Origin of the sequence: Polyangium jinanense (assembly GCF_028435265.1) — a bacterium.
Taxonomy (GTDB): domain Bacteria; phylum Myxococcota_A; class Polyangia; order Polyangiales; family Polyangiaceae; genus Polyangium; species Polyangium jinanense.
The window spans coordinates 1-20,605 of sequence record NZ_JAGTJK010000037.1 but is presented as its reverse complement, the minus strand read 5'-3'; the positions used below and the strand labels follow the sequence as shown (position 1 = coordinate 20,605).

The 20,605-nt window shown below is 69.0% G+C and carries 16 protein-coding genes; 5 read left to right on the top strand and 11 right to left on the bottom strand.

Annotation, left to right across the window (positions count from 1 at the left end; genetic code table 11):
- Window position 1: 1 nt before the first annotated feature.
- Together KEG38_RS39525 and KEG38_RS39520 are read right to left on the bottom strand one after the other, a co-directional pair.
- A complete protein-coding gene (locus tag KEG38_RS39525) occupies window positions 2-274 on the bottom strand; it encodes a hypothetical protein (protein WP_272425632.1) in 273 nt (90 codons plus the stop codon).
- A gap of 215 nt (window positions 275-489) precedes the next feature.
- The gene (locus KEG38_RS39520; RefSeq protein ID WP_272425631.1) at window positions 490-3,030 is read right to left on the bottom strand and encodes a C-type lectin domain-containing protein; all 2,541 of its coding nucleotides are present in this window, start codon (window positions 3,028-3,030) and stop codon (window positions 490-492) included.
- Window positions 3,031-3,258: 228 nt separating this feature from the next.
- Here KEG38_RS39520 and KEG38_RS39515 point away from each other — a divergent pair, with 228 nt between their 5' ends.
- Window positions 3,259-5,883 carry a serine/threonine-protein kinase gene (locus KEG38_RS39515; RefSeq protein ID WP_272425630.1) on the top strand — a complete coding sequence of 875 codons (2,625 nt, stop codon included), beginning with the start codon at window positions 3,259-3,261 and terminating at the stop codon, window positions 5,881-5,883.
- A gap of 16 nt (window positions 5,884-5,899) precedes the next feature.
- Here KEG38_RS39515 and KEG38_RS39510 read toward each other — a convergent pair whose 3' ends face one another.
- Window positions 5,900-6,097, bottom strand: a complete 198-nt coding sequence (locus KEG38_RS39510) for a hypothetical protein (RefSeq protein ID WP_272425629.1) — start codon at window positions 6,095-6,097, stop codon at window positions 5,900-5,902.
- A gap of 278 nt (window positions 6,098-6,375) precedes the next feature.
- Here KEG38_RS39510 and KEG38_RS39505 point away from each other — a divergent pair, with 278 nt between their 5' ends.
- Window positions 6,376-7,173, top strand: coding sequence for a hypothetical protein (locus tag KEG38_RS39505; protein ID WP_272425628.1), 798 nt, complete (start codon window positions 6,376-6,378; stop codon window positions 7,171-7,173).
- Window positions 7,174-7,180: 7 nt separating this feature from the next.
- Here the strand turns inward: KEG38_RS39505 and KEG38_RS39500 are convergent, their stop codons facing one another.
- The 3 genes from KEG38_RS39500 to KEG38_RS39490 all read right to left on the bottom strand — a co-directional run bounded on the left by KEG38_RS39500 (window position 7,181) and on the right by KEG38_RS39490 (window position 10,501).
- Window positions 7,181-9,007: a sigma 54-interacting transcriptional regulator gene (locus tag KEG38_RS39500; protein WP_272425627.1), complete on the bottom strand. Its 1,827-nt coding sequence runs from the start codon at window positions 9,005-9,007 to the stop codon at window positions 7,181-7,183.
- 99 nt (window positions 9,008-9,106) lie between these two features.
- The gene (locus KEG38_RS39495; protein WP_272425626.1) at window positions 9,107-9,493 is read right to left on the bottom strand and encodes a hypothetical protein; all 387 of its coding nucleotides are present in this window, start codon (window positions 9,491-9,493) and stop codon (window positions 9,107-9,109) included.
- A 15-nt stretch (window positions 9,494-9,508) separates the two neighbouring features.
- On the bottom strand, window positions 9,509-10,501 hold the full coding sequence (locus tag KEG38_RS39490; protein ID WP_272425625.1) for a LysR family transcriptional regulator: 993 nt from the start codon (window positions 10,499-10,501) through the stop codon (window positions 9,509-9,511).
- A gap of 218 nt (window positions 10,502-10,719) precedes the next feature.
- Here KEG38_RS39490 and KEG38_RS39485 point away from each other — a divergent pair, with 218 nt between their 5' ends.
- Window positions 10,720-11,847 (top strand): alpha/beta hydrolase, encoded by a 1,128-nt coding sequence (locus tag KEG38_RS39485; protein ID WP_272425624.1) that lies wholly within the window; start codon window positions 10,720-10,722, stop codon window positions 11,845-11,847.
- A 57-nt stretch (window positions 11,848-11,904) separates the two neighbouring features.
- Window positions 11,905-14,949, top strand: a complete 3,045-nt coding sequence (locus KEG38_RS39480) for a serine/threonine-protein kinase (protein ID WP_272425623.1) — start codon at window positions 11,905-11,907, stop codon at window positions 14,947-14,949.
- A 371-nt stretch (window positions 14,950-15,320) separates the two neighbouring features.
- Here KEG38_RS39480 and KEG38_RS39475 read toward each other — a convergent pair whose 3' ends face one another.
- The 5 genes from KEG38_RS39475 to KEG38_RS39455 form a co-directional block, all read right to left on the bottom strand.
- Entirely contained in the window at window positions 15,321-16,133 is an 813-nt protein-coding gene (locus KEG38_RS39475; RefSeq protein ID WP_272425622.1) for a sigma-70 family RNA polymerase sigma factor, read from the bottom strand.
- Window positions 16,134-16,161: 28 nt separating this feature from the next.
- Window positions 16,162-16,731: a hypothetical protein gene (locus KEG38_RS39470; RefSeq protein ID WP_272425621.1), complete on the bottom strand. Its 570-nt coding sequence runs from the start codon at window positions 16,729-16,731 to the stop codon at window positions 16,162-16,164.
- 142 nt (window positions 16,732-16,873) lie between these two features.
- Complete coding sequence (locus KEG38_RS39465; protein ID WP_272425620.1) at window positions 16,874-17,518, bottom strand: SRPBCC family protein; 645 nt, start codon at window positions 17,516-17,518, stop codon at window positions 16,874-16,876.
- A complete protein-coding gene (locus KEG38_RS39460) occupies window positions 17,515-17,904 on the bottom strand; it encodes an ArsR/SmtB family transcription factor (RefSeq protein ID WP_272425619.1) in 390 nt (129 codons plus the stop codon). The genes KEG38_RS39465 and KEG38_RS39460 overlap by 4 nt, the downstream gene beginning before the upstream one ends.
- Before the next feature lie 32 nt (window positions 17,905-17,936).
- A complete protein-coding gene (locus KEG38_RS39455) occupies window positions 17,937-18,506 on the bottom strand; it encodes a YkgJ family cysteine cluster protein (protein WP_272425618.1) in 570 nt (189 codons plus the stop codon).
- A 96-nt stretch (window positions 18,507-18,602) separates the two neighbouring features.
- Between KEG38_RS39455 and KEG38_RS39450 the strand changes: the two genes are divergently transcribed.
- Window positions 18,603-20,393, top strand: coding sequence for a S53 family peptidase (locus KEG38_RS39450; RefSeq protein ID WP_272425617.1), 1,791 nt, complete (start codon window positions 18,603-18,605; stop codon window positions 20,391-20,393).
- Window positions 20,394-20,605: the final 212 nt, after the last annotated feature.

Here is a 20,605-nt window from a genome sequence, read left to right as displayed (position 1 = left end):
ATCAGTCGTCGCTGGCGCCCGATCGATCACAATCGTCGGGCGTCGTGCAGCCGAGATCCGGCGGGATCGCCTGCGTCTCGAAGGGCGCGTTCATGGCGTCGTCGCAGGGCACCTCGACGCTTTTTCCATCCTTGCCCGTGGTGAAGCAGGCATTGAACTCGTCGTCGTACCAGATGAGATCCGCGGGCTCGGTCGGCTCGGCCATGCAGCCGGTGGTGAAAAGGGCCGAGAGCGCGACGAGAACGAGACCGAGGAGCGACGTGGAGCGAAGCATGGGGAAGACCTCTCTAGGCGCCGATGGGGCGCCGCGTTCGGGGAGAGGTCTAAGCAGGCGGCGTGCCAGGGGAGGGGAGGGCGCGCGATCGTGCGGAAACCCTTGGTGGTTTTCGCGCAGGGGGAGGATCGGGGCAGGGGAGCGATCGATCGATGGATCGATCGGGTGATGCAGGTGGATCGATCACGTGATCGATCCACCTCGCGGGCCGCGTTTCACGGCGTGATCACGACGGCCATTCCGTCGAGGAGCGCCCCGATGTTTTCGAGGCTCGTGTCGAGCGCGAGGGCCGCGTTCCGGGGCGAAAGGCTCGTGTAGAACACGGTCCCATTGCGGAGGTAACGCACGGTGTTGCCCGAGACCTGGACGCGGAAGACGTCGTTCACCGTGTACGTCCCGAAGCTGCCCTTGTCGAATGCGCCCTCTTGCACCCGGACGAGCGGCGCGCCGCTCGCGTCGTGCGTGAGGTAAATCCCGTATTCGATGTCGTTGCGGTTCTCGCTCGTGTTCACCGTCCCGAGGCCGGCGGCCTTCTTCGCGTTGACCTCCGCGGCGGAGAACTCGGCGTACCCATTCTGTCCCATCGCGATCGTCTGGCGCGACACCGCTCCGCCGACGCTGCTCGTCCCGGACACGCTCTCGAGCTCGTTGCCCTCGGCGAAGACATAACGGACGTCGTCCCACAGGCCCGGATCGATGCACGTCGTATCGCCTTCCGCGCACGTCATGATCTCCATGTCCACGATGACGGCGCCGATGTTCTCCAGGCTCGTGTCGAGGCGGAGATCCGCGCTCGGCGCGGTGCGGCTCGTGTAGAAGGGCACGCCATTGCGGAGATAACGAACCTCGTTGTCCAGGACCTCGACGCGGAAGACGTCGCCCGCGGCGTACGTCCCGAAGCTGCCCTTGTCGAATGCGGCCTCCTGGACGCGGACGAGCGGCGCGCCGCTCGCGTCGTGGGTGAGGTAAATGCCGTATTCGATGTCGTTGCGAAGCTCGCTCGTGTTCCCGGCCCCGAGGCCCGCCGCTTTTTTCGTGGTGGTCTCGATCGCGGTGAACTGCATGTACCCCTCCGCGCCGAGCGGGATCGAGGCGCGCGAGATCGCTCCGCCGACGGAGCTTGTGCCCCACACGCTTTCGAGCTCGCCCTCCGTGGCGTAGACATACCGAACGTCGTCCCACATGCCCGGATCGATACACGCCACATCCCCCGGCTTGCACGTCTCGAGCGCCGCGTTCGTGATCGTGGCCCCGAGGTCCTCGACGCTCGTGTCGAGGCGGAGATCCGCGCTCGGCGCGGTGTGGCTCGTGTAGAAGGGCACGCCATTGCGGAGATAACGCACCTTGCCGTCCAGGACCTCCACACGGAACACGTCGTTCGCGGCGTACGTGCCGAAGCTGCCCTTGTCGTACGCGCCCTCCTGGACGCGAATCAGCGGGGTGCCGCTCGCGTCGTGCGTCAGGTAAATGCCATAATCGATGTCGTTGCGGTTCGCGCTCGTGTTGCCGGCGCCGAGCCCGGCGGCCTTCTTCGTGGTGATCTCGCCCGTGGAGAACTGGACGTATCCATTCGAGCCGAGCGGGATCGACTTGCGAGAGATGGCGCCCCCGACCGAGCTGCCGACCCGGCGCAGGTTGTTCTCCCGCGCCAACGCATACACGACGTCGTCCCAGAAGCCGGGCTTCACACAGCCGATCTCGCCCGCGATGCAGGCGTGCACGCGCGCGTCGGTGAGGAACGCGCCGGCCCCTTCGAGGCTCGTGTCGAGGACCATGCCCGCCGTGGGCGCCGTGGCGCTCGTGTAGAACGGCATGCCATTGCGTAGATAACGTACCTTGCCGGAGACGACCTCGACGCGGAAGACATCGTCCCAGGCATACGTCCCGAAGCTGCCCTTGTCGTACGCGCCCTCCTGGACCCGGACGAGCGGCGCGCCGCTCGCGTCGTGCGTGAAATAAATGCCGAATTCGATGTCGTTGCGGTTCGTGCTCGTGTTCCCCACGCCGAGGCCCGCGGCCTTTTTCCAGGAGACCTCGCCCGGCGAGAACTGCACGAATCCATCCCCCGCGCCTATGTTCCCCGACGAACGCGCGCCGCCCACCCCCGCCGCCGTCCTTGCGAGGCGCGTCCCCGAGGGGTTCGTCGCATTGACGAGATCGACCCAGCCGACGGGATCCAAGAGCTCGCAGAACGTCTTGTTCGTCCAGGCGCAGTTGAGGTCGTTCCACTTGCCCGTATCCCACATCATGCCGCAGTCCTCGTTGCCAGCATTGTTGGGCTCGTAGGTGGACCAGTTCAGGAGCGACGCGGAGAAACCGTTCGACCAGCGGTAGTCTCCCTCGACGACGCGGTCGTTCAGGTCGATCCAGAATCCTTGCGTGCCCACGGCGAACGGCTGGAGGAATGCGTTCTCCGTGAGGCTCTCGATCCGGGCGAGGCCGTAGCCGCGCCCCTCGCACATCGCCTGCGCGGTCGCGTGATCGAGCTGGTTCTGGCACACGCGGTATTCGTGGCCGCCGTCCACGTGCGTCTGGCAATCGCAGATCCCGTCCTCGTCGATCCGGTCGTCGCCGTCGTCGTCGACGCCATTGCAAATCTCGGTCGCCAGGGCCTGCGCATCCTCGCTGGTAAAATCCTCGTCCTCGGTGCCGGGCTCGGCGACGCAGCCGGCGAGGGGCGCGGCCGCGAGCGCAAGCGGGGCGGCGAGGAGCAGCGAGCGAAGCGAGGAGCGGAAGAGACGCGTCGTCGAAAGCATGGCGAGAGAACCTCCGGGGAGCCACGCCTTCCGCGCCGGTCATCGGGCGGGGTGGCTCGTCGTTCGCCGGCGAGCGATTGCGTGAAGCGTGCCAGCCTCGAATCGTGCCGAAATCTAGGTTTTTTGGAGGGAGGCGCCCGGTGCGGGCCCCGTGGTCGATCGCTCCGATCGATGATCGTTCGATCGACCGATCGATCGTCTGATCGATCGGGTAGACTCCGTCGATCCATGACGAGCTCCGAGAGCAACGCCACGGCCCCTGAAGCCCCGGAGGTCATCCGGGTGCCGTCCAAGGAGCTTTTGACGATCGGTCGCGTGCTCGCGGGTCGTTACGAGATCCAGGGGCGGCTCGGCGCGGGCGGAATGGGGGCCGTGTATCGCGCCCACGATCGCGAGCTCGACGAGGACGTCGCGCTCAAGATGGTGCTCCCTGAGCGGCTCGACGAACCGAAGACGCTTGCGCGGTTCCGGGCCGAGGTGAAGATCGCCCGCAAAATCACGCACCCGAACGTCTGCCGCGTCTTTGATCTCGCGGAGGACGAGGGGCTGCTTTTCCTCACGATGGAGCTCGTCGAGGGCTCGACCCTGCGCGAGCTCGTCGCGGCGGGCCCGATCGATCCGGCGCGGGCGCTCGATCTCTTCCAGCAAGTGACGGACGGCGTGGCCGCCGCGCACGAAAAGGGGATCGTCCACCGCGATCTCAAGCCGGAGAATGTACTGCTCCGGCGCGACGATCGGTGTGTCGTGGCCGATTTCGGGCTCGCGCGTGGCCCCGGGCTGGGCGCTTCGACGGCGGCCGGCGGGGCGGGGACGCCCGCATACATGTCGCCGGAGCAGATTCGAGCCGAGCCGCTCGACGTGCGCTCGGACGTATTCACGCTCGGGATCATCGGATTCGAATTGCTCACCGGAAAATCGCCGTTCGCCGCGGATTCGCCGGGCGTCGTCACCACGGCGATCCTGCGCGCGGGGCCGCCGCCGCTCGTTTTGCCGGGTTTGCCGGAAGGGACACGAAAGGCGATCGAGGCCGTGCTCGTGAAGGCGCTGGAAAGGCGGCCGGAGGACCGGTTCGCGTCCGCGGGCGAGCTCGCCGCGGCGCTCGCCAAGGCGCGCCGAGGAGGCGCCGAGACCCGCAGTACACTGCGCGGGGTATCCGATGGGGCTCCGGCGGCGCCGCCTTCCATTGGGAAAACCAATCTATTCGTAGGGCGGCGCGGTGTAATTGCGGCTGCGACCGCGGTGGTCGTGGTGGTCGTCGTGGCATTCGTTCTGCGCCGGAGCTCGTTCGAGCGGTCGGCGACGGCGCCGCCTGCGCCAAGCGGATCGGCCGCCATTCCGCAGGAGGATCGCGCGGCGATCGTCGTCCTTCCGTTCGAAAACCTCACGGGGGATCCCGCCTGGGAAGGCCTCGCGAAGAGCGCGCCCGAGGCCCTGCGCGGCGTGATGCGCGCCATGAAAGAAATGCGTCTCGTCGAGACGGCGGCCGTGGATGTCGTGGCCGCGCGCAATGCGGGCGCCACGTTCTGGATGCGCGGGAGCGTGCAGCGGGTCGGGGCGCGGATCCGGCTGGCCGCGCAGATCGAGCCGATCGATGCGGAGACGGGCGCGGCGCCGGGAGAGCCGATCGAGATTGACGAGGTCGAGGCCGATCCCCGGGCCGCCCTCGCGGAGCTGCGCCAGCGGGCGCTCGATGAGGCGAGGCTCGCGGTGCGCGCATTCGAACGGCGGCGGCGGGCCCTTCGAGGGACAAACGTCGCGGTGGCGCGGGAAAAATTCCTCGCGTACGAGGCGATGATCGGGCCGGCCCCGAAGCCCGAGCATTTCGATCGAGGCCTCACGCTGCTCGACGAAGCGCTCGCCGCGGATCCCGCGTACGTCCCCGCGATCGTGGCTCGCGCGCATCTCGCCTGGCAAGGCGCCGGGCCAGGGACGGACGCGACGCGTATGGCGCGGGCGCTCGAAGAGCTCGGCCGGGCGCTTTCCCTCGCGCCCACGGATGGCCTCGCGCACGAGACACGCTGCCGCATTGCGCGCGGGGCGACGGAGCTCGCGGAGCGCCGGACGGATCAGGCATTCGAGCAGGCGTTAGAGGCATGCACCCTCGCATTGCGCGTGTTTCCCACGTCCGCGGAGGCGCGTATCGCGCTCGCCCGGCTGGAGGATCGGCGGTGCCGGGACGAGGAGGCGATGCGCTTCTTGGAGGAAAGCCTCGAGCTCGATCGCGCCGTCTCCGGCCGCGCGCTCCGGTATCTCGTCACGCTTGCATTGCAGGGCGACAGGCTTCCGATTGCCGATCACGCGAGCGCGCGGCTCGTCGCGTTCCAGGAAGAGGAGCAACGCCTCGGGCCCCGCGCGCTCGGCCGGCGCGCTGGCATGCCGCCCGTGCGGGGCGCGCATCTGTTCCGCGGCGTGACGCTCCTCCGGCTCGGAAAAACCGACGAAGCGGCAGAGGCATTTCGCAAAGAAAGGGTCGATGCCTCGGCGAGCAAGAGCGACGCCTGGGCCGAAGCGGCGGCGATCCGGGGCCTCGTGCGGATCGCATCGCAAAGGCGCGAGGCGCCGGCCGAGGATCTCGTGCGGCGGCTCGATCGGATCGAGGCGAATTTCAAGGCCAAGCCCGGGGGCGCGCGGAGGCTCGCGAGCGCGTATTCGTTCGTGGATCCCGCGGCGGCGCTCGCGTGGATCGAGCCGCCGAGCGAAACGGACGGGTGCGAGGCCGCCTTCGACAAGACGCTCGCGTATCAGGCGGCGGGAAAGCTCGATCGAGCCCGGCAGAGCCTCGCCATGTGCAAACCGGCGTTCGCCTGGGAGCGCTCGTGCGTGGAGGCGCTCGCGCCCGAGCTCGGGCCCTGACGCGTCCGCGCGGGGCTCAATGCTCCGCGGTGTTCTTGGGGTCGCAATTGTCGACCTGACAGCCCGCGTTCGGGTCGCGCACGGCCGCGGGCTCTGCCCCCGGACCTTTCACCTCGGCCGGCGAGTCCGCGGGCTTCGTCGTGCCGGCACATCCGCTCATGAGGAGCGCTGCGAGCGTCATCGAGGGGAGGATCCAGTGCGCGCCGTGCTTCATTGCTTTTTCTCCAGTCCGAAGGGCCCTTGGCCCGGCGCCGGCTCGGAGCACGGCGCATGCCAAGATGGTCACTTTCGCTCGCCCGCGGCCGCGTGGCAATCGTCGTGACGAGGATCGATCGTTTGATCGATCGGATCGATCGACCGGATCGATCGCCCCGATCGATCGATCCACGCTTCGAGCGAAAATCCCGGCGAAAACCGCCTGAACGTGGGATGGCACGGTCCTTGGAAAGACGTCCTTCCGAACCACGACGACGCAGGAAGGCAGGTCCCCCCATGAAGAGCATCCAGAACATCGTTCGTTTCGGCCTCACGGTTCTCCTCGCCGCGCTCCCCGTGGCCTGCGTCGCCCCGGAAGCCACCGACGAGGATCTTTACGTTGTCGCCGAGGCGGACGATCTCGACGCTCTCGCGACGGAAGAGGACGATCTTGCGTCGGGCGACGAAGGCCTCCTCCTTCCGACGGCCTGCCTCACGAAGCGCGTCACGTTCGACGAGACGACCCAGGCGTTCACGAGCGGTTATACGCCCGTCACGGGGTCCCTCGCGTCGGGCCAGTTCAAGACCACGACCGACGCGACGACGTGTAATGGCGGCTTTCGCGGCAAGTCGCCGAACGGCAACAAGTTCGCTTGCTACGACGGGGCCACAACGTCCAGCGTGAATGCCGCGTGCGTGAGCGTGCCCATCGCCGCCGGCATCGCATATCGAGCCCAGGTCTACGCGCGCAGCCTATCGACGCAGACCAGCGAGGCGAACAAGCCCTCGCTCCAGTTCTTCGTGGCCGGCGCGGCGTGTGGCACGCCGAAGGCGCTCGCCTACAACAGCGTCGACACGGCCTGGGAGCTCGTCTCATGTGATTTCACGCGCCTGAGCTCGAGCATCGTCACGATTTGCGTCCAGGACCTCTCGACCTCCGGCTGGGCCAACGATTTTGGCCTCGAGGATCTGCGTATCGCCGCGAAGGCGGGCCAGCAGCTCGGCGAATGCATCGACGGCGGGGGCTACCACCGTGAATGCGACGGCAACGGGAATTGCCGCACGGTCGCTCTCGTCGACGGGGAAGGCGCCTGAACGCCGCTCAATCCTCGTCCTTGCCCGCGCCGCCCATCAGCCGATCCACGCGCCGCTTCATCATGATGCGCGTGATCCCGAGCAGCCGCGCCGCCTCGCTCACGTTGCCTTTCGCCCGCGACATCGCCTCTTCCACGAGCAGTTTTTCCGTCGGTTCGAGCTCGGCGAATTGCTCGGCCAGGCTCTTGCCGCGCGGCTGCCCCGGCTTCGGTCGCGCCGCGCCGAGCCGCGGGGAGAGGTCGTGCGCGTCCACGAGCGGCCCGTCCGCGTTGATCACGGCGCGCTCGACCTCGTTGCGGAGCTCGCGCACGTTGCCCGGCCAATCATGCCGCAAGAGCGCTGATTGCGCGGCCTCCGTAAAACCCTCGATTCGTTTGCCCATGGCGGATGCCGATTTGCGCATCAGCGCCGTGGCGATGAGCAGGACGTCGCTCTCCCGCTCGCGCAGCGGCGGCACCTCGATCTCCACGACCGCAAGCCGATAGTAGAGATCCTCGCGGAAGCGCTTCTCCGCGATCTCCTTCGTCAGATCCTTGTGCGTCGCGCTCACCACGCGCACGTCGACCTTCTGCGTCCGCTCCGCGCCGAGCGGCTGGATCTCGCCCTCCTGCAGCGCGCGCAGGAGTTTTGCTTGCGCCGGCAGCGCCAGATCGCCGATCTCGTCGAGGAACAAGGTCCCCCCGTCGGCGAGCGCGAACTTGCCGCGTTTTTTCGCGACCGCGCCCGTGAATGCGCCTTTTTCGTAGCCGAAGAGCTCGCTCTCCAGCATCGTCTCCGGGATCGCGGCGCAGTTCAGGGTGACGAACGGCCGCGCCGCGCGCGCGCTCGCCTCGTGCAGGGCCCGCGCCACGAGCTCCTTGCCCGAACCGCTCTCGCCCCGCACGAGCGCATTTGCGTGCCCCGCGGCCGCGTATTTCGTGAGCTGCGCCCGGAGTCGCGTCATCGCCGCGCTCCGGCCGATGATCTCCTCCGCGACGCCGCCGCCCGTGAGCGCCTCCGCGATGGCCTCCGCCCGCTGATAACGCTCGGCGCTCTCCAGCGCCGCGCTGACGAGGTGCCCGAGGGCCGTCAGATAAGCGAGATCGTCCGGTCCGAAGCGCTCCGCCTCTTGCCGATCGTCCACGTAGAGCAGACCCACCGGCCGCGCCGAGAGCCCGAGCGGCACGGCCATCGCCGACACGATTCGCTCGCGATGCATCGTCTTGAGGCCCGCGTCCCGCAACGCGTCGCGCACGATCACCGCCTCGCGCCGGCCGAGCGTCGCTTCGAGCACCGCGCGCGAAAGGACCACGTCCGGCGAGGAGCCACGCCGCGCACGGCAGAAGCGCCGCACGATGCCGCGCGTCGCGTCGCCGAGCCCCACGAGCGCGCGCTCGCCGCCGAGCACGTCCACGATCGCCTCGAGCATCTCGCCGAGCATCACCTCGGTGTCGCCCATCGCCCCGATGGCGCGGCTCACGTCGAAGAGCAGCGACAGGCGCCGATCGGCCTCGGCCTTGCGCGGCGGCGGCCCAGCGGCCGTGACCTGATGGTGCACGATCGTCCGCTCGTCCTCCTCGTAAAGCTCGAGCAGCACGTTGCCGATCTGGATCCGGTCGCCATCGGCGAGCGCGTGCGCCGTGACGGACTCGCCGTTCACCCGCGTGCCGTGCCGCGAGCCGAGGTCGCGCACCTCGAAGCCTTTTTCGGTGCGCGTGAGCGTCGCGTGCTGGCGGGAGACCTGGTGGTCATCGAGGACGAGCTCGTTTTGCTCGTGCCGCCCGATGCGCAGGACGTCCGGAAGCGGCACGGAGTAGGCCATCTGGCCCGGCTTGCGCACGACGAGGTGAGGCATGGAGGTTCTCGCGTGCATCGTAGAGCATCGTTCTTCTCGACTGAACGATGATCTCGTATGTGTCGCAACGGAAGTTCGTCGCGGCGAGGTGGCTTGCGATCAGGCGGGCGGCTCGGGGACGGGATACGCGGCCGGCGGCTCCGGAACGGGGTACGGGGCGGGCGGCTCGGGCGTCGCGTAGGCCGCCTCGGGCGCGGCCGGTACCGGATAGGTTTCCGGGGGAATGGGCGGCACATACGGCGCGGCAGCGGGCGCCGGGGGCGCCGCAGCGGCGGGGCGCGGCGCGAGCGGGGACTCCGGGATCACGGGCGGCGGGGGAATGGGCGGCGCCTCCGGGACGACCGGGCCTTCTCCTGCGCCGGCGGGCGGATCGAGCTTCGGCACCTCGACCTCGGGAATGGCCGGCATGGGCGGAACCTCGACGTCGGGAATCGCGGGGAGGGGGACCTCTTTTGCCTTCGTCTCCGGCGTGCTCGCGTCGCTCATGACGTGTTTACTCTGTCACGAGGCGTGCTCGGGGGCGAGCGGGGCCTTGGGGCTTTTCCCCTTTTTATCGCTCCGTGATCCTCGCGCCTGGGCGAGCGGCCGCGCGGCCCGCACGAGCGCGTCGCGCAGCCATCGCGCCCCGGGATCCTCGTGCGTCCTTTCGTGCCACACCATCGTCATCGTGACCGGCGCGAGGTCGAGCTCGGGGGGCGGCTCGAACGTCGCGAGGGGCAGGAGCGTGGTGAACGTCGCGGCCACGTGGGCGAGCATCGTCGTCACGTGATTCGAGGTCGCCACGATGTGCGGCACGACCAAGAAATGCGGGACGGTGAGGGCCACGTGCCGCACGAGGCCCTTCTTCGCGAGCGCGCCGTCCACGATCCCGCCCGGTTTCCCGCGTGGCGACACGAGCACGTGCGAGAGCTCCGCGTACGTCGCGAGATCGAGTTTTCCGCGCGCCCTCGGGTGGCCTTCGCGCGCCACGCCGACGAACGTGTCCTGGAAGAGGGACACGCGGCGCACGTCGAGCGGCATATTTTCGTGCTCGAAGCGCCCGACGGCCACGTCGATCTCGCCTTCGCAGAGCGACTCGGACGCCGGAGGAACGCCGATGGGCAGGATGTGCAGGGTGAGGTTCGGCGCCTCGCGGGAGAGGATTTCTTCGAGCGCGGGCAAAAGGACGAACTGCACGTAGTCCGTGGCCCCGAGCTTGAAGGTGCGGCGGCTCGTCTTCGGATCGAACGAGGGCAGGGGCGCGAGCAGCGCTTCGAGCTCCTCCACGACGGCGCGGGCGCGAGGCACGAGGGCCTCGGCGCGCGGCGTGAGCGTCATGGTGCGCCCCACGCGCACGAGCAGCGGATCGCCGAGCGTCTCGCGCAGCCGGGCGAGCGCGTGGCTCATCGCCGGCTGGCTGAGCCCGATCCGCTTGGCGGCCTCCGTGACGCTGCGCTCCTGGAGGAGGGCGTCGAGGGCGACGACGAGGTTCACGTCGATGCCTGCAAGGTTCATCGCCCCGAACATGGCTACACGATCCCCGCGGAGGAGGAAATGCCTTAACACTTATGGAAGTGCATCTATAAGATATGCCCGTTCCCCCCGGGCGCCTGCCATCGCAATTCGGCACCGAGCGCCCCGGGACGAATCCTGTTGACCCCCTCGGGTGGACTCTTGTAATCGTTTGAGAACGAACGTTCGTTCAGTTTATTCTATCGCATAGGAGGGACCCCATGCGTACTTACCTTGCGTGTGTGCTCGCGTTCGTTTCGCTCCTCGCGTGCGGACAGGCCCCCGACAACCCGTCGACCGGCTCCGGAGGCAGCGCCGCGGCGGGCGGCGCTCCAGGCACCGGCGGACTCGGAGGCGGCGGAGCCGGAGGTGCTGGCGGAGCCGGAGGTGCCGGAGGCGCCGGCGGAGCGGAGACGGGCCTGTACCATGTCGATCTCGACTTGCCCGAGGCCTCTACGCCGCCGATTCCCACGGACGGCGTCGACGTGACGTTTTACGCCGACGTGGCGTACGGCTCGGACCCGCTTCATCGATTCGATATTTTCCTGCCGAAGAGCGCCGCGCCCACGCCGCTCATGATCTACATCCACGGCGGGGGTTTCACCGGCGGTGACAAGGCCGAAAAGTACAACGCGAAGATCACGGGCGTGCTCGCCCAGGGCGTCGCCTTCGCGAGCCTCAATTATCGGCTGCTCGATCCCGTGGATACCGACGGCGTGGCAAAACCCCTCGGCGACTGCCGGCGTGCATTGCAGTTCATCCGGTACCACGCGAGCGCGCTGAACCTCGACCCGAGCAAGGTCGTTTTGCTGGGAAGCTCGGCAGGCGCGGGCGCAAGCATGTGGCTCGCGTTTCACGACGACATGGCCGCCGCGGGCGGCGCGGACCCCGTGGCGAAGCAGTCCACCCGGCCGATCGCCGTCGCGGCGAACGCCACGCAGGCCACGTACGATTTGATCAAATGGGAGACGGTCGTCTTCAAGGAATACGGCATCTCGATGGTCGAGGCCGCCGCCGCTCTGGGGCTCGAGCAGCGCTTCGCGTCGTTTTACGGAATGGGATCGATCGACGAGATCGACACGCCGCCCATCCAGGCTTATCGAGCCGACGTCGACATGCTCGGGCTCCTCAGCGCCGACGATCCGCCCGTGTACGTGCACAACCAGCTCGCGACGCTGGAGCCCCCCAAGAACACGAGCGAGCTCTTCCACCACGCCCACCATGCGCGCGCGGTCATGGAGGCAGCGCAGGGCGCGGGTGTCCCGGTGGTGGCCAAGATCGAGGCGCTCGGCGTGGACACCTCCATGGGGCAGGACGAATGGGCCTTCCTTCTCGCCAAGCTGAAGTGACGCCCCCGCAGACCGGCGATTGCCGCCCGAACCGGCCCTGCTAGAACATCGCTCGGTTTGGCCCAGCGAGCGGAGCGCCATCACGATCGCCCACCCACGCTGGGCCAGGTGCCTCGCAAGGCCGAGGCGCAGGAATGCCTCGACGAAAACACGATCGTGGCCCTCCTCGGGCGCGCGCTGCCGTCCGAAAGGCGCGCGGCGATCGAAGCGCACGTGGACGACTGCGAGGCGTGTCGGGTGCTGCTCGCGCAGACCACCGAGCTTTTGCTCTCGACGGTCGCGGCTTCGCGTCCCGGGGCACCCGCGCCGGCGGAGGAAGGGATCGGCCCGAGCACGAAGCTCGGGCGGTACGTGACGCTGCAGCCGATCGGGGCAGGCGCGATGGGGGTGGTGTACGCGGCGTACGATCCCGACCTCGATCGCAAGGTGGCGCTGAAGCTTTTGCGCCGGGAGTCGGGGCGATCGGCCGTGGAGATGCAAGCGCGGCTCTTGCGGGAGGCGAAGGCGCTGGCGCGCCTGTCGCATCCGAATGTGGTCGCGATCTACGACGTGGGCACGGTCGACGGTCGGGTCTTCATCGCGATGGAGTTCGTCACGGGGACGACGCTGGGCGCGTGGCTGCGCGAGGCGCCGCGGCCCTTTCGCGAGGTGCTGCAAGCGCTCCTGCACGCGGGAAGGGGGCTCGCCGCCGCGCACGCCGCCGGGCTCGTCCATCGCGATTTCAAGCCCGACAACGTGCTCGTGGGGCGTGATGGTCGGGTGCGCGTCACGGATTTCGGGCTGGCGCGCAGCGCACTCGTGGAGGAGGCGGCCAGGAAGGGTGAGGCGGGCGCGCATCTGCCCGAGCTCTCCCAGACGAGGGCCTTCGTCGGGACCCCCGCGTACATGGCCCCCGAGCAGATGCGAGGCGAGCCCATCGACGCACGGGCCGATATCTGGAGCTTCTGCGCCACGGCATACGAGGCGCTGTGCGGGGAGCGTCCCTTCGAAGGGGACACGGTGGAGGCGCTGCTCGAGGCGCGCTCTGCGGGGCGCTTTCGCGAGGCGCGGACGTCGCGGATCCCGCCGCGGCTGCGAAAGATCCTGCTTCGCGGGATGAGCGCGCGGCCGGAGGAGCGATACCCGACGATGGAGGCGTTGCTCGCGGATCTGTCGCGTGATCCGCGGGCAGCGCTGCGTCGGGGCGCCGCGGCGGCGCTCGTGCTTCTCGTCGCAGGATCCGCCGCGGCGGCCGTTTCGGCCTCGCGCGGCGCCCGTGCCCGGCCCGAGCAGCTCTGCACGGGCGGCGAGGCCCGCTTCGCGACGGTGTGGGGAGACGAGCAGAGCAGGGCGGTGCGCGAGCGGTTCGGGGTGTCGGGATTGCCCTTCGCGGAGCGCGCATCCAAGGGCGTGGACGAGGCGATGTCCGCGTATGGCCGCACATGGGCCGGGATGCACCGCGACGCCTGCGAAGCGACGCGGCTGCGGGGCGAGCAATCCGAGCATTTGCTCGACGTGCGCATGCAATGCCTGTCGAGGCGCCTGCGCGAGGTGGACGCGGCCGCAGGGCTTTTCGTGTCGGGCGACGCGAAGGTCATCGAAAACGCGCTCCAGGTGGTCTCGGGTCTCACGCCCGTGGACGTGTGCGGCGCCGCCTCGGCGCTCGACGCGGAGGAAGGACCGTCGCTGTCGGACGACGCGCGCGCCTCGCTCGACGCGGACCTCTCTCGGGCGCGATCCCTGCGCGACGCGGGCAAGTATGCCGACGCGCTCGACGCGGCGCGCGCCACCCTCGCAGGGGCGCGGGCGAAGGCGAGCCGGGGGCACGAGGCCGAGGCGCTCCTCATCGCAGGAGAGATGACCGACCGGCTCGGCCACATCGAGGACGGGGCGCGGCTACTCGAGGACGCGGCGGCCGTCGCGGTCGAGGGCCGAAAAGACGCGCTGGCCGCGAGGGCCATGGGCGCGCTGATTTACGTCGTGGGGAGCCGCAAAGCGCAGATCCAGGCCGGGCTCTCGTGGGAGCGTCTGGCCATCGCGACGGTCAAGCGAGCCGGCGCGCCCGCGCTGCTCGAGGCAGCCGTGCTGCATCGAGCCGGCGTCACGAAACACGCAGCGGGCATGCTCGCCGAAGCCGAGGCCGATCTCGCGCGGGTCATCACGCTGCGGGAGCAGGAGCTCGGCCCCGATCACTTCGAGCTGGCCGCAGCGCTCGCAGACGTGGGCAGGGTGCTGCGCGAGCGCGGCGAGCGCGGGCGCGCCCGGTCGGCCTTCGAGCGCGCGCTCGTGATCCAGGAGCGGAGCCTCGGCCCCGATCACCCCCAAGTGGCCACGACGCTGAGGTTCCTCGCGGATCTCGACGGGCGCGAGGGGCGCTTCGACGACGCGATCACCCGACTCCAGCGAACGCTCGTGATCCAGGAGAGAGCGCTTGGGTCCGCGCACCTCGACGTCGCATACACGCAGAACGCACTCGCGAACGCGCACCTCGACAGCGGCGCCCCCGAGAAGGCATTGCCGCTCTACGAGCGCGCGTGCGCCATGGGCGAGAAGACCCTCGGCGAAAACCACCCCGACGTGGGCATGTGCCGCATGAACATCGCCCTCGCGCTCATCGAGCAAGGCCGGTCAAAGGAGGCGCTTTCGACCCTCGAACGCTCGCTCACGATCGTCGAAGCGAAGCTCGGACCAACCCATCCCAACGTCGCACTCATCGAAGGCACGATGGCCCGAGCCATCGAGGAGCAAGGGCGCTGCGCCGAGGCCCTGCCGCATTCCCGGCGCTCGCTCACCATTCACGAAAAAGCCCTCGGCGAGCGCAACGCCGAGTTCGCCGACATCCTCGTGGGTCTCGGCCGCTGCCTGTCAAAGCTCGGGCGCGCACACGAGGCTCTCCCGCCGCTCGAGCGCGCCGTTTCCATCCTGTCGTCCCACCCCGGCGCCCCCCTCGAGCACGGGCGCGCATTGTTCACGCTGGCGCGCGCACTCTGGGCCGTGGGCACGAAGGAGCGCGCCCTCGCACTCGCCGAGGAGGCGCGCCAGCGCTTCGCAGAAGCGCCTCGCCGAAGGGCCGCAGCACTCGCCGACGTCGACGCATGGCTCGCCGAGCGTCGCGTGCGCTGATCCTGCGCCGGAGCGCTGCGCCGGGGCGCTGCCCCGGACCCCGCGGGGGCTGTCCGCCCCTCGACCCGGACCAGGCACGGCCTGGACCGAGGGTGGAAGAACTGCGCATCGCGCAGTTCTTCCAACGGGCCGAGTCAAGACCAGCAACGACGTTGCCCGCCAAAACCGCAGCGCTGACGTGTCTACTCGAGGCGAGCAGCGCTGCTGTCTCGCCTGGCAACGTGGTCCGTGGTCTTGCCACGGGCCCGTCGGATAAACCGCGCATCGCGCGGTTTATCCGCCTTCGGTCCAGGCCGTGCCTGGTCCGGGTCCAGGGGTGGACAACCCCTGGTTGGGGTCCGGGGTGAAACCCCGGCGCTACGCTGCTTGTGTCAACCGCTCTCGTCTTCCAGGATCCGGCGCACGCTTGCGTCGAGGTCCTGGCCTACGAGCCGGAGCACGCTCTCGAATTCGCGCGGCTCGAGGGAGAGCCGCTCGCTCAGGAGCCCGCGTGTCCGTTCGAACAGCCATGCGCGTGCGTCGGCGATCCATCGGGCCACGGTTGCGCGGTGCACGCCGTAGATGACCCCGATTCGATCGATGTTGAGCCCGTCGATGATGTGGAGGCGCAGCACGGTGCGGCCCTTTGGCTCGAGCGAGAGGAGTGCGTCCTGGAATGCGGCGCGGAATTCGGCTGCGTACCGCACGCGCAGGTAGTCGAGCTCGGGATCGTCCGAGGGCGCGAGCAGCGTGTCGGGGATCTCCTCTCGGAGAACTTCCCGCGGCTGTGCGCGTTTGCGATCGAGCGCGGCGCGCACGGCGACCACGCGCAGCCATGCGCCGAGGGGCCCTTGCCCGGTGTAATCGGCGAGCTTGGGCCTGCCTCCTGCCGAGGGCAGCAGCAGTTTTTCGCGGAGCGCCTGCAAGAGCTCGGGGATGGTGGCCTTGTCGTTCTCCACGCGCGAGAGGAATGCTGGGACCTGCGCGAGGAAATGCGCTTCGAAGAACGCGATTGCCCTTGGATCGCCGCGCAGGCAGGCGCACGCGAGGAACAGGTCGGACGCGTGCGCGACCTCTGCGCCGTCTTCTCCGGTGCGCTCGCGCAGGTACGCCATGAATGCCTCCCGATCCAGCGTGACGCCGGGCCAGGCCGCTTGCGCGGCCACGAATGCATCCTCGAACGCGGCTTTCATCGGTCTCGTCATGCGGACGCTCGGGAGGCCCGAGCTGGGCTCACTGACACGTGCCACCCGTGCAGTTCTGGGAGCTGCAGTCGGTGTCGTCTTTGCAGGGCGATCCTGCGTCGGTTCCCTGGCAGCAGCCGTTCGTGCAGTTCTGCGTATTGCAATCGGTGTCGTCCTTGCAGCTCTGGCCGGTCGGCTCGCCCACGCAGGCGCCCCCGCCGCTGCTGCTGCCGCTCCCGCACTGGGCCGACGGGTCCTCCATGCACGACGACGGATCGTTCGTCGCGTTCTCGGCTTGCATGAAGCAGTTGTCGATGCACCCGAAATCCTCGGGAGAACACGCGTTGATGCAGCCGTCGATGTCGAAGCCCACGCACTTGTCGAAGGCCGCCTTGTTCGGGCAACGATAGTTCGTGTCGTTCAGGCAGCACTTGAAGTCGCCGCTGCCCCCGCCCGAGCTGCTGCCGCCATTGCCGCTGCCGCCGGCCCCGTTGCCCCCGCTCCCCGGGTCGCTCCCCCCGTCTCCGTCACCCGACCCCGAGGAGCCGGCGCCGCTGCACGCCGCGATCACGAGGGAAAGGAGGAAGCAACCCGAGAGCGTCTTGATGGAAAGTTTCATCGTCGAACCTCGTCACGAGAAAGGACGCGGTGCTGTCTCACCGCACCCCCCTGACGGGCGGGCTCGCCGACTGTCGCGCAGAAAAATGGAGACCTCGGGGACGGACGCTTTCGCGTGGGCCGCGCTACGCCCGACGCCGTGTTCAGGTCGCCGGGGGCGGGTCTGGCGCGTAAAACTTCGTCGTGTTCTCGACGCATTTCTGGGCGTCTTCGGCGGACGTGCCGGCGGCTTGATTCGCGGCGCCCCAGGAAACGCTGCTCTCCGTGATGAATTGCCTCGCCTCCGGCGTCAGCCCCCAGGCTTCCTTGTCTTCGAGGAAGATCGAACGAAGCTCCATGCTTAGGCCGAGCAGCGTGAGATCCCAGCCGACGCCCACGGCGCCGGGCCCGTATTCGGACCACATGCCGGGCGGGACGATGGCCGCGTGCTCGAGCTCGAGGATCGTCTGGTCGCCCTCGCCAACCGACAGCCGCACCTCGACCTTGCTGCTCTCGTCGTCCTTCGGGCCCATCGACCACGTCACTTCGAGCAGACGGGGCGGGTCACAGCGCAGGATCTTGCCGCCGGCATTGCCTTTGAGCTGGTAATGACCGCCGAGGCGCAGCTCGCCCTCGAGCGGGAGAAACCAGCGGCGGATGCGCTCGGGATTCGTGATCGCATCCCAGACGTCCTCGATCTCCGCATCGTAGCTCCGCCGCAGCTTCACCGTGCGGCCTTCGCCCGCGAGCATGGCCTTGGGGCCGGTCTCCCGATGTACGGCGTAAAGCTCCTTCATGATGTCGATCATGGTTTGTCCTTCTCCCTCGTGGTCGTGTCGTCGGTCGTGGACGAACGCGCTTCGGCCTTCAAGCGGCGTTCGCGTTTGCCTCGCGCGAGCTCCGTCGCGAGCGCGTCGAGGCGCTGCTCCCAGAATTGGCGGAAGCGATCGAGCCACAGGTCGACCTCCTGCAAAGGCCGGACGTCGACGGCATACAAGCGGCGGGTCCCCTCCGCCCGCACCGTGGCAAACCCGTTGTCCCGCAGCACTTTGAGGTGCAACGATACCGCCGGCTGCGAAATCCCGAACTCCCTCTGGATGACCTCGGTGATCGCCCCCGAAGTCTGCTCACCGTCGGCGAGCAACTCGAGGATCCGGCGGCGGACCGGGTCCCCGAGGACGTCGAACGCTTCCACGACCGTCCTGTATCACCGTCCGCTTATATTAGTCAAGCCTGATGTTCGGGAGAGGGCCCGCAGAGCGTCGTCATCTCGATCCGCTGCCCGCGCGGGAGCCCGACCGCGTCCGCATACGCCGCGTCGAGCGCCGCGAGCACCGTGGAGAGCGTCGTTTGATCGAGCACGGCCCGGGGATCGAGCGACGCGAGATCCTGCCCGACGAAGTTTTTCGGGCACGCGTCGACGACCGGGAGCGACCGCCCGCCCTTTCGCTCCGTAAAACGAATCGGCAAGCCGTGCGTCCGGCAGATCGTGGGGCGCGCCTCGTACACGGCGCACCGGCCGTCCTCGCCGAGGGCGGGGCAATCCGTCCCCGCGGGATCCGCCGCCCGCGCCGCGATCGTTTGCCGCTCCTCGGCCGGCAGGCGATCGAGCGCTTCCTGCACCTCCGCCGCCTCGATCGTCGTCACCGAGAATCGCCGCCGGCAGCAGTCGTCGCAGCCCGCGGCGCACGTGATCGCCTCGCCGCACCGGCTCTTCGCGTGCGCGAAAAACGAGTCGACCTTGAGGAAGAGCTCGTGCAAGCGCTCGCGGGGGGAGGGCGTTCGGACCTCGGACATCCCGGCTCTCTAGCATCCGCCCACGCCAAACACGAGCCGACCCTTTGTGCGCAGCCCCGTTTGCCTCACACGAGCCCGCTCGGGTACGCTCGCCCCATGTCCATGACGCCGCCGCCGGGCCCGAACGAGCCGATCGACATCACCGTCATCCTCCACGATCGCTCGCGCGCGGAGCTCTTGGACTTGGTGATCGAGTGTTCCGATCCCGAAAGCCCGCGCTACGGCCGCCACCTCTCGCGCGCCGAGCTCGGGGGCCTCGTCGCGCTCGACGACACGCAGATCGAGGCCGTGCACGCTTGGCTTCGCCGTGCCGGCCTCGAACCGCTCCCGTCCGGGCCCGTCGGCCGGCAGCTCATCGTCGTGCGCGCGCCCGAGGAGCCGATCCGCCGCGCCTTCGGCCGCCACCTCGCCGATTGGCTGCGCGAGCCCGCCGGGCACCGCGCCCCGCGCGTCGACACGGCCGTCCCCCGCGAGCTCGCCGGCTACATCCAGGCCGTCCACGGCTTGCGCAACGCCCCCGAGGCCCGCAGCTCCATGGTTTCCCGCGCCCGACAAGAGGAAGTCCCGCTCGAGCTCCGCGAGGGATTTCCCTTTTCGGTCCGCAGCGAACCGGGAAAACCCCCGCCCGGCCTCGCCGGCGTCACGCCCGCGGACATCCGTCGCATTTACTCATTCCCGGACCACCTCACGGGCGAGGGTGAAACCATTGCACTCCTCATGCTCGGCGGATCCATCGATATCGGCGACCTGCACCTTTTCTGGCGCGCCCACGGCATCACGCCGCCCGCGGTGGAGATGATCGATCTCGGGCCCACGCGCGGCGGCCGGCTCGTCGATCCGCTGCACCGGCTCGAAGCCACGATGACCGTCGCCTGGGCCGGCGCGATGGCGCCCAGGGCACGCCTCGTCGTGTATTTCGTCGATCCCGAGGTCGTCGCCGATCCCTGGTCGATGTTCCTGCTCGCAGTCATCGGCGACGAGGAGCGCAACGTCACGGTCGCCTCGACGAGCTGGATCACGCCGGAGCGGCGGTATTATCGCATCTTCGGATCGAGCGTCGTCACGGGCCTGCTCGATCAGGCCGCGGCGCTCGGCATCACCGTGATCAGCGCGGCGGGCGATTGGGGCGCGCTCGACGGCATTCCGCGCCGCATGGTCGACGGTTATGCCGTGAGCGACGCGCCCTGGCCACACGGGGTTTTTCCTGCGGTCGAAGAGCGCGTGCTCAGCGTCGGCGGGACGATGATCACGTGCCTGGATCCGCTCACCGAGCTCGCCTGGAGCGGCCCGCCGCCGGTCGCCGTCGCCAAGTTGGTGCAATTCACGCAGCTCGCATCAAGCGGAGGCTTCAGCCAGGACGTCCCCATTCCGGCCTGGCAGCGCGACAGCCTGCGCAAATGGTACGCGCGTGGCGCGAACACGCCTGCGGTCGTCCCGTACGGCCGCGGTTTTCCGGACGTCGCCTTGATGGCGTCAGGCCCGTCGGTGCAGCGCGGCGAGGTGCTCTCGGCGCTCGGTTATCAGGCGGTGATCGGCCGCAACTGGATCGATTACGCGGGCGGCACGAGCATGGCCGCGCCGATCTGGGCCGCGATCATCGCGCTCGCGAACGAGGCGCGGCGCCGGGCAGGCAAGGGCCGGGTCGGATTCGCCAACCCCGCGCTGTATTCGCTCCGCAAGGCCGATCCTCCGGCCTTCCGTGACATCACGATCGGACAAACCGACGTCTGCGTGCGCGTAGCGAACAGCGTGGGCAAGGCCGTCGTGCAGCGCGTGGACGGCTACAGCGCGTGCGCCGACTGGGATCCGGTGACAGGCCTCGGCGTGCCGCACGTGATGAACCTCGTCGAGCACCTCGTCGCGCTGGGCAAGCCGCTCGAAGGCTGATGATGGGTCTCGTCGGGCAACCGTTGCGCCGGGGCGCAGCCCCGGGCCCCGCGGGGGCTATTCGCCCCTCGACCCGAACCAGGGCCTGAGCATTGGTCTCATCGCGAGGCGTCGCGCCGGGGCGCTGCCCCGGGCCCCGCGGGGGCTGTTCGCCCCTCGACCCGAACCAGGGCAAGCCCTGGACCGTTCGTGGAAGAACTGCGCATCGCGCA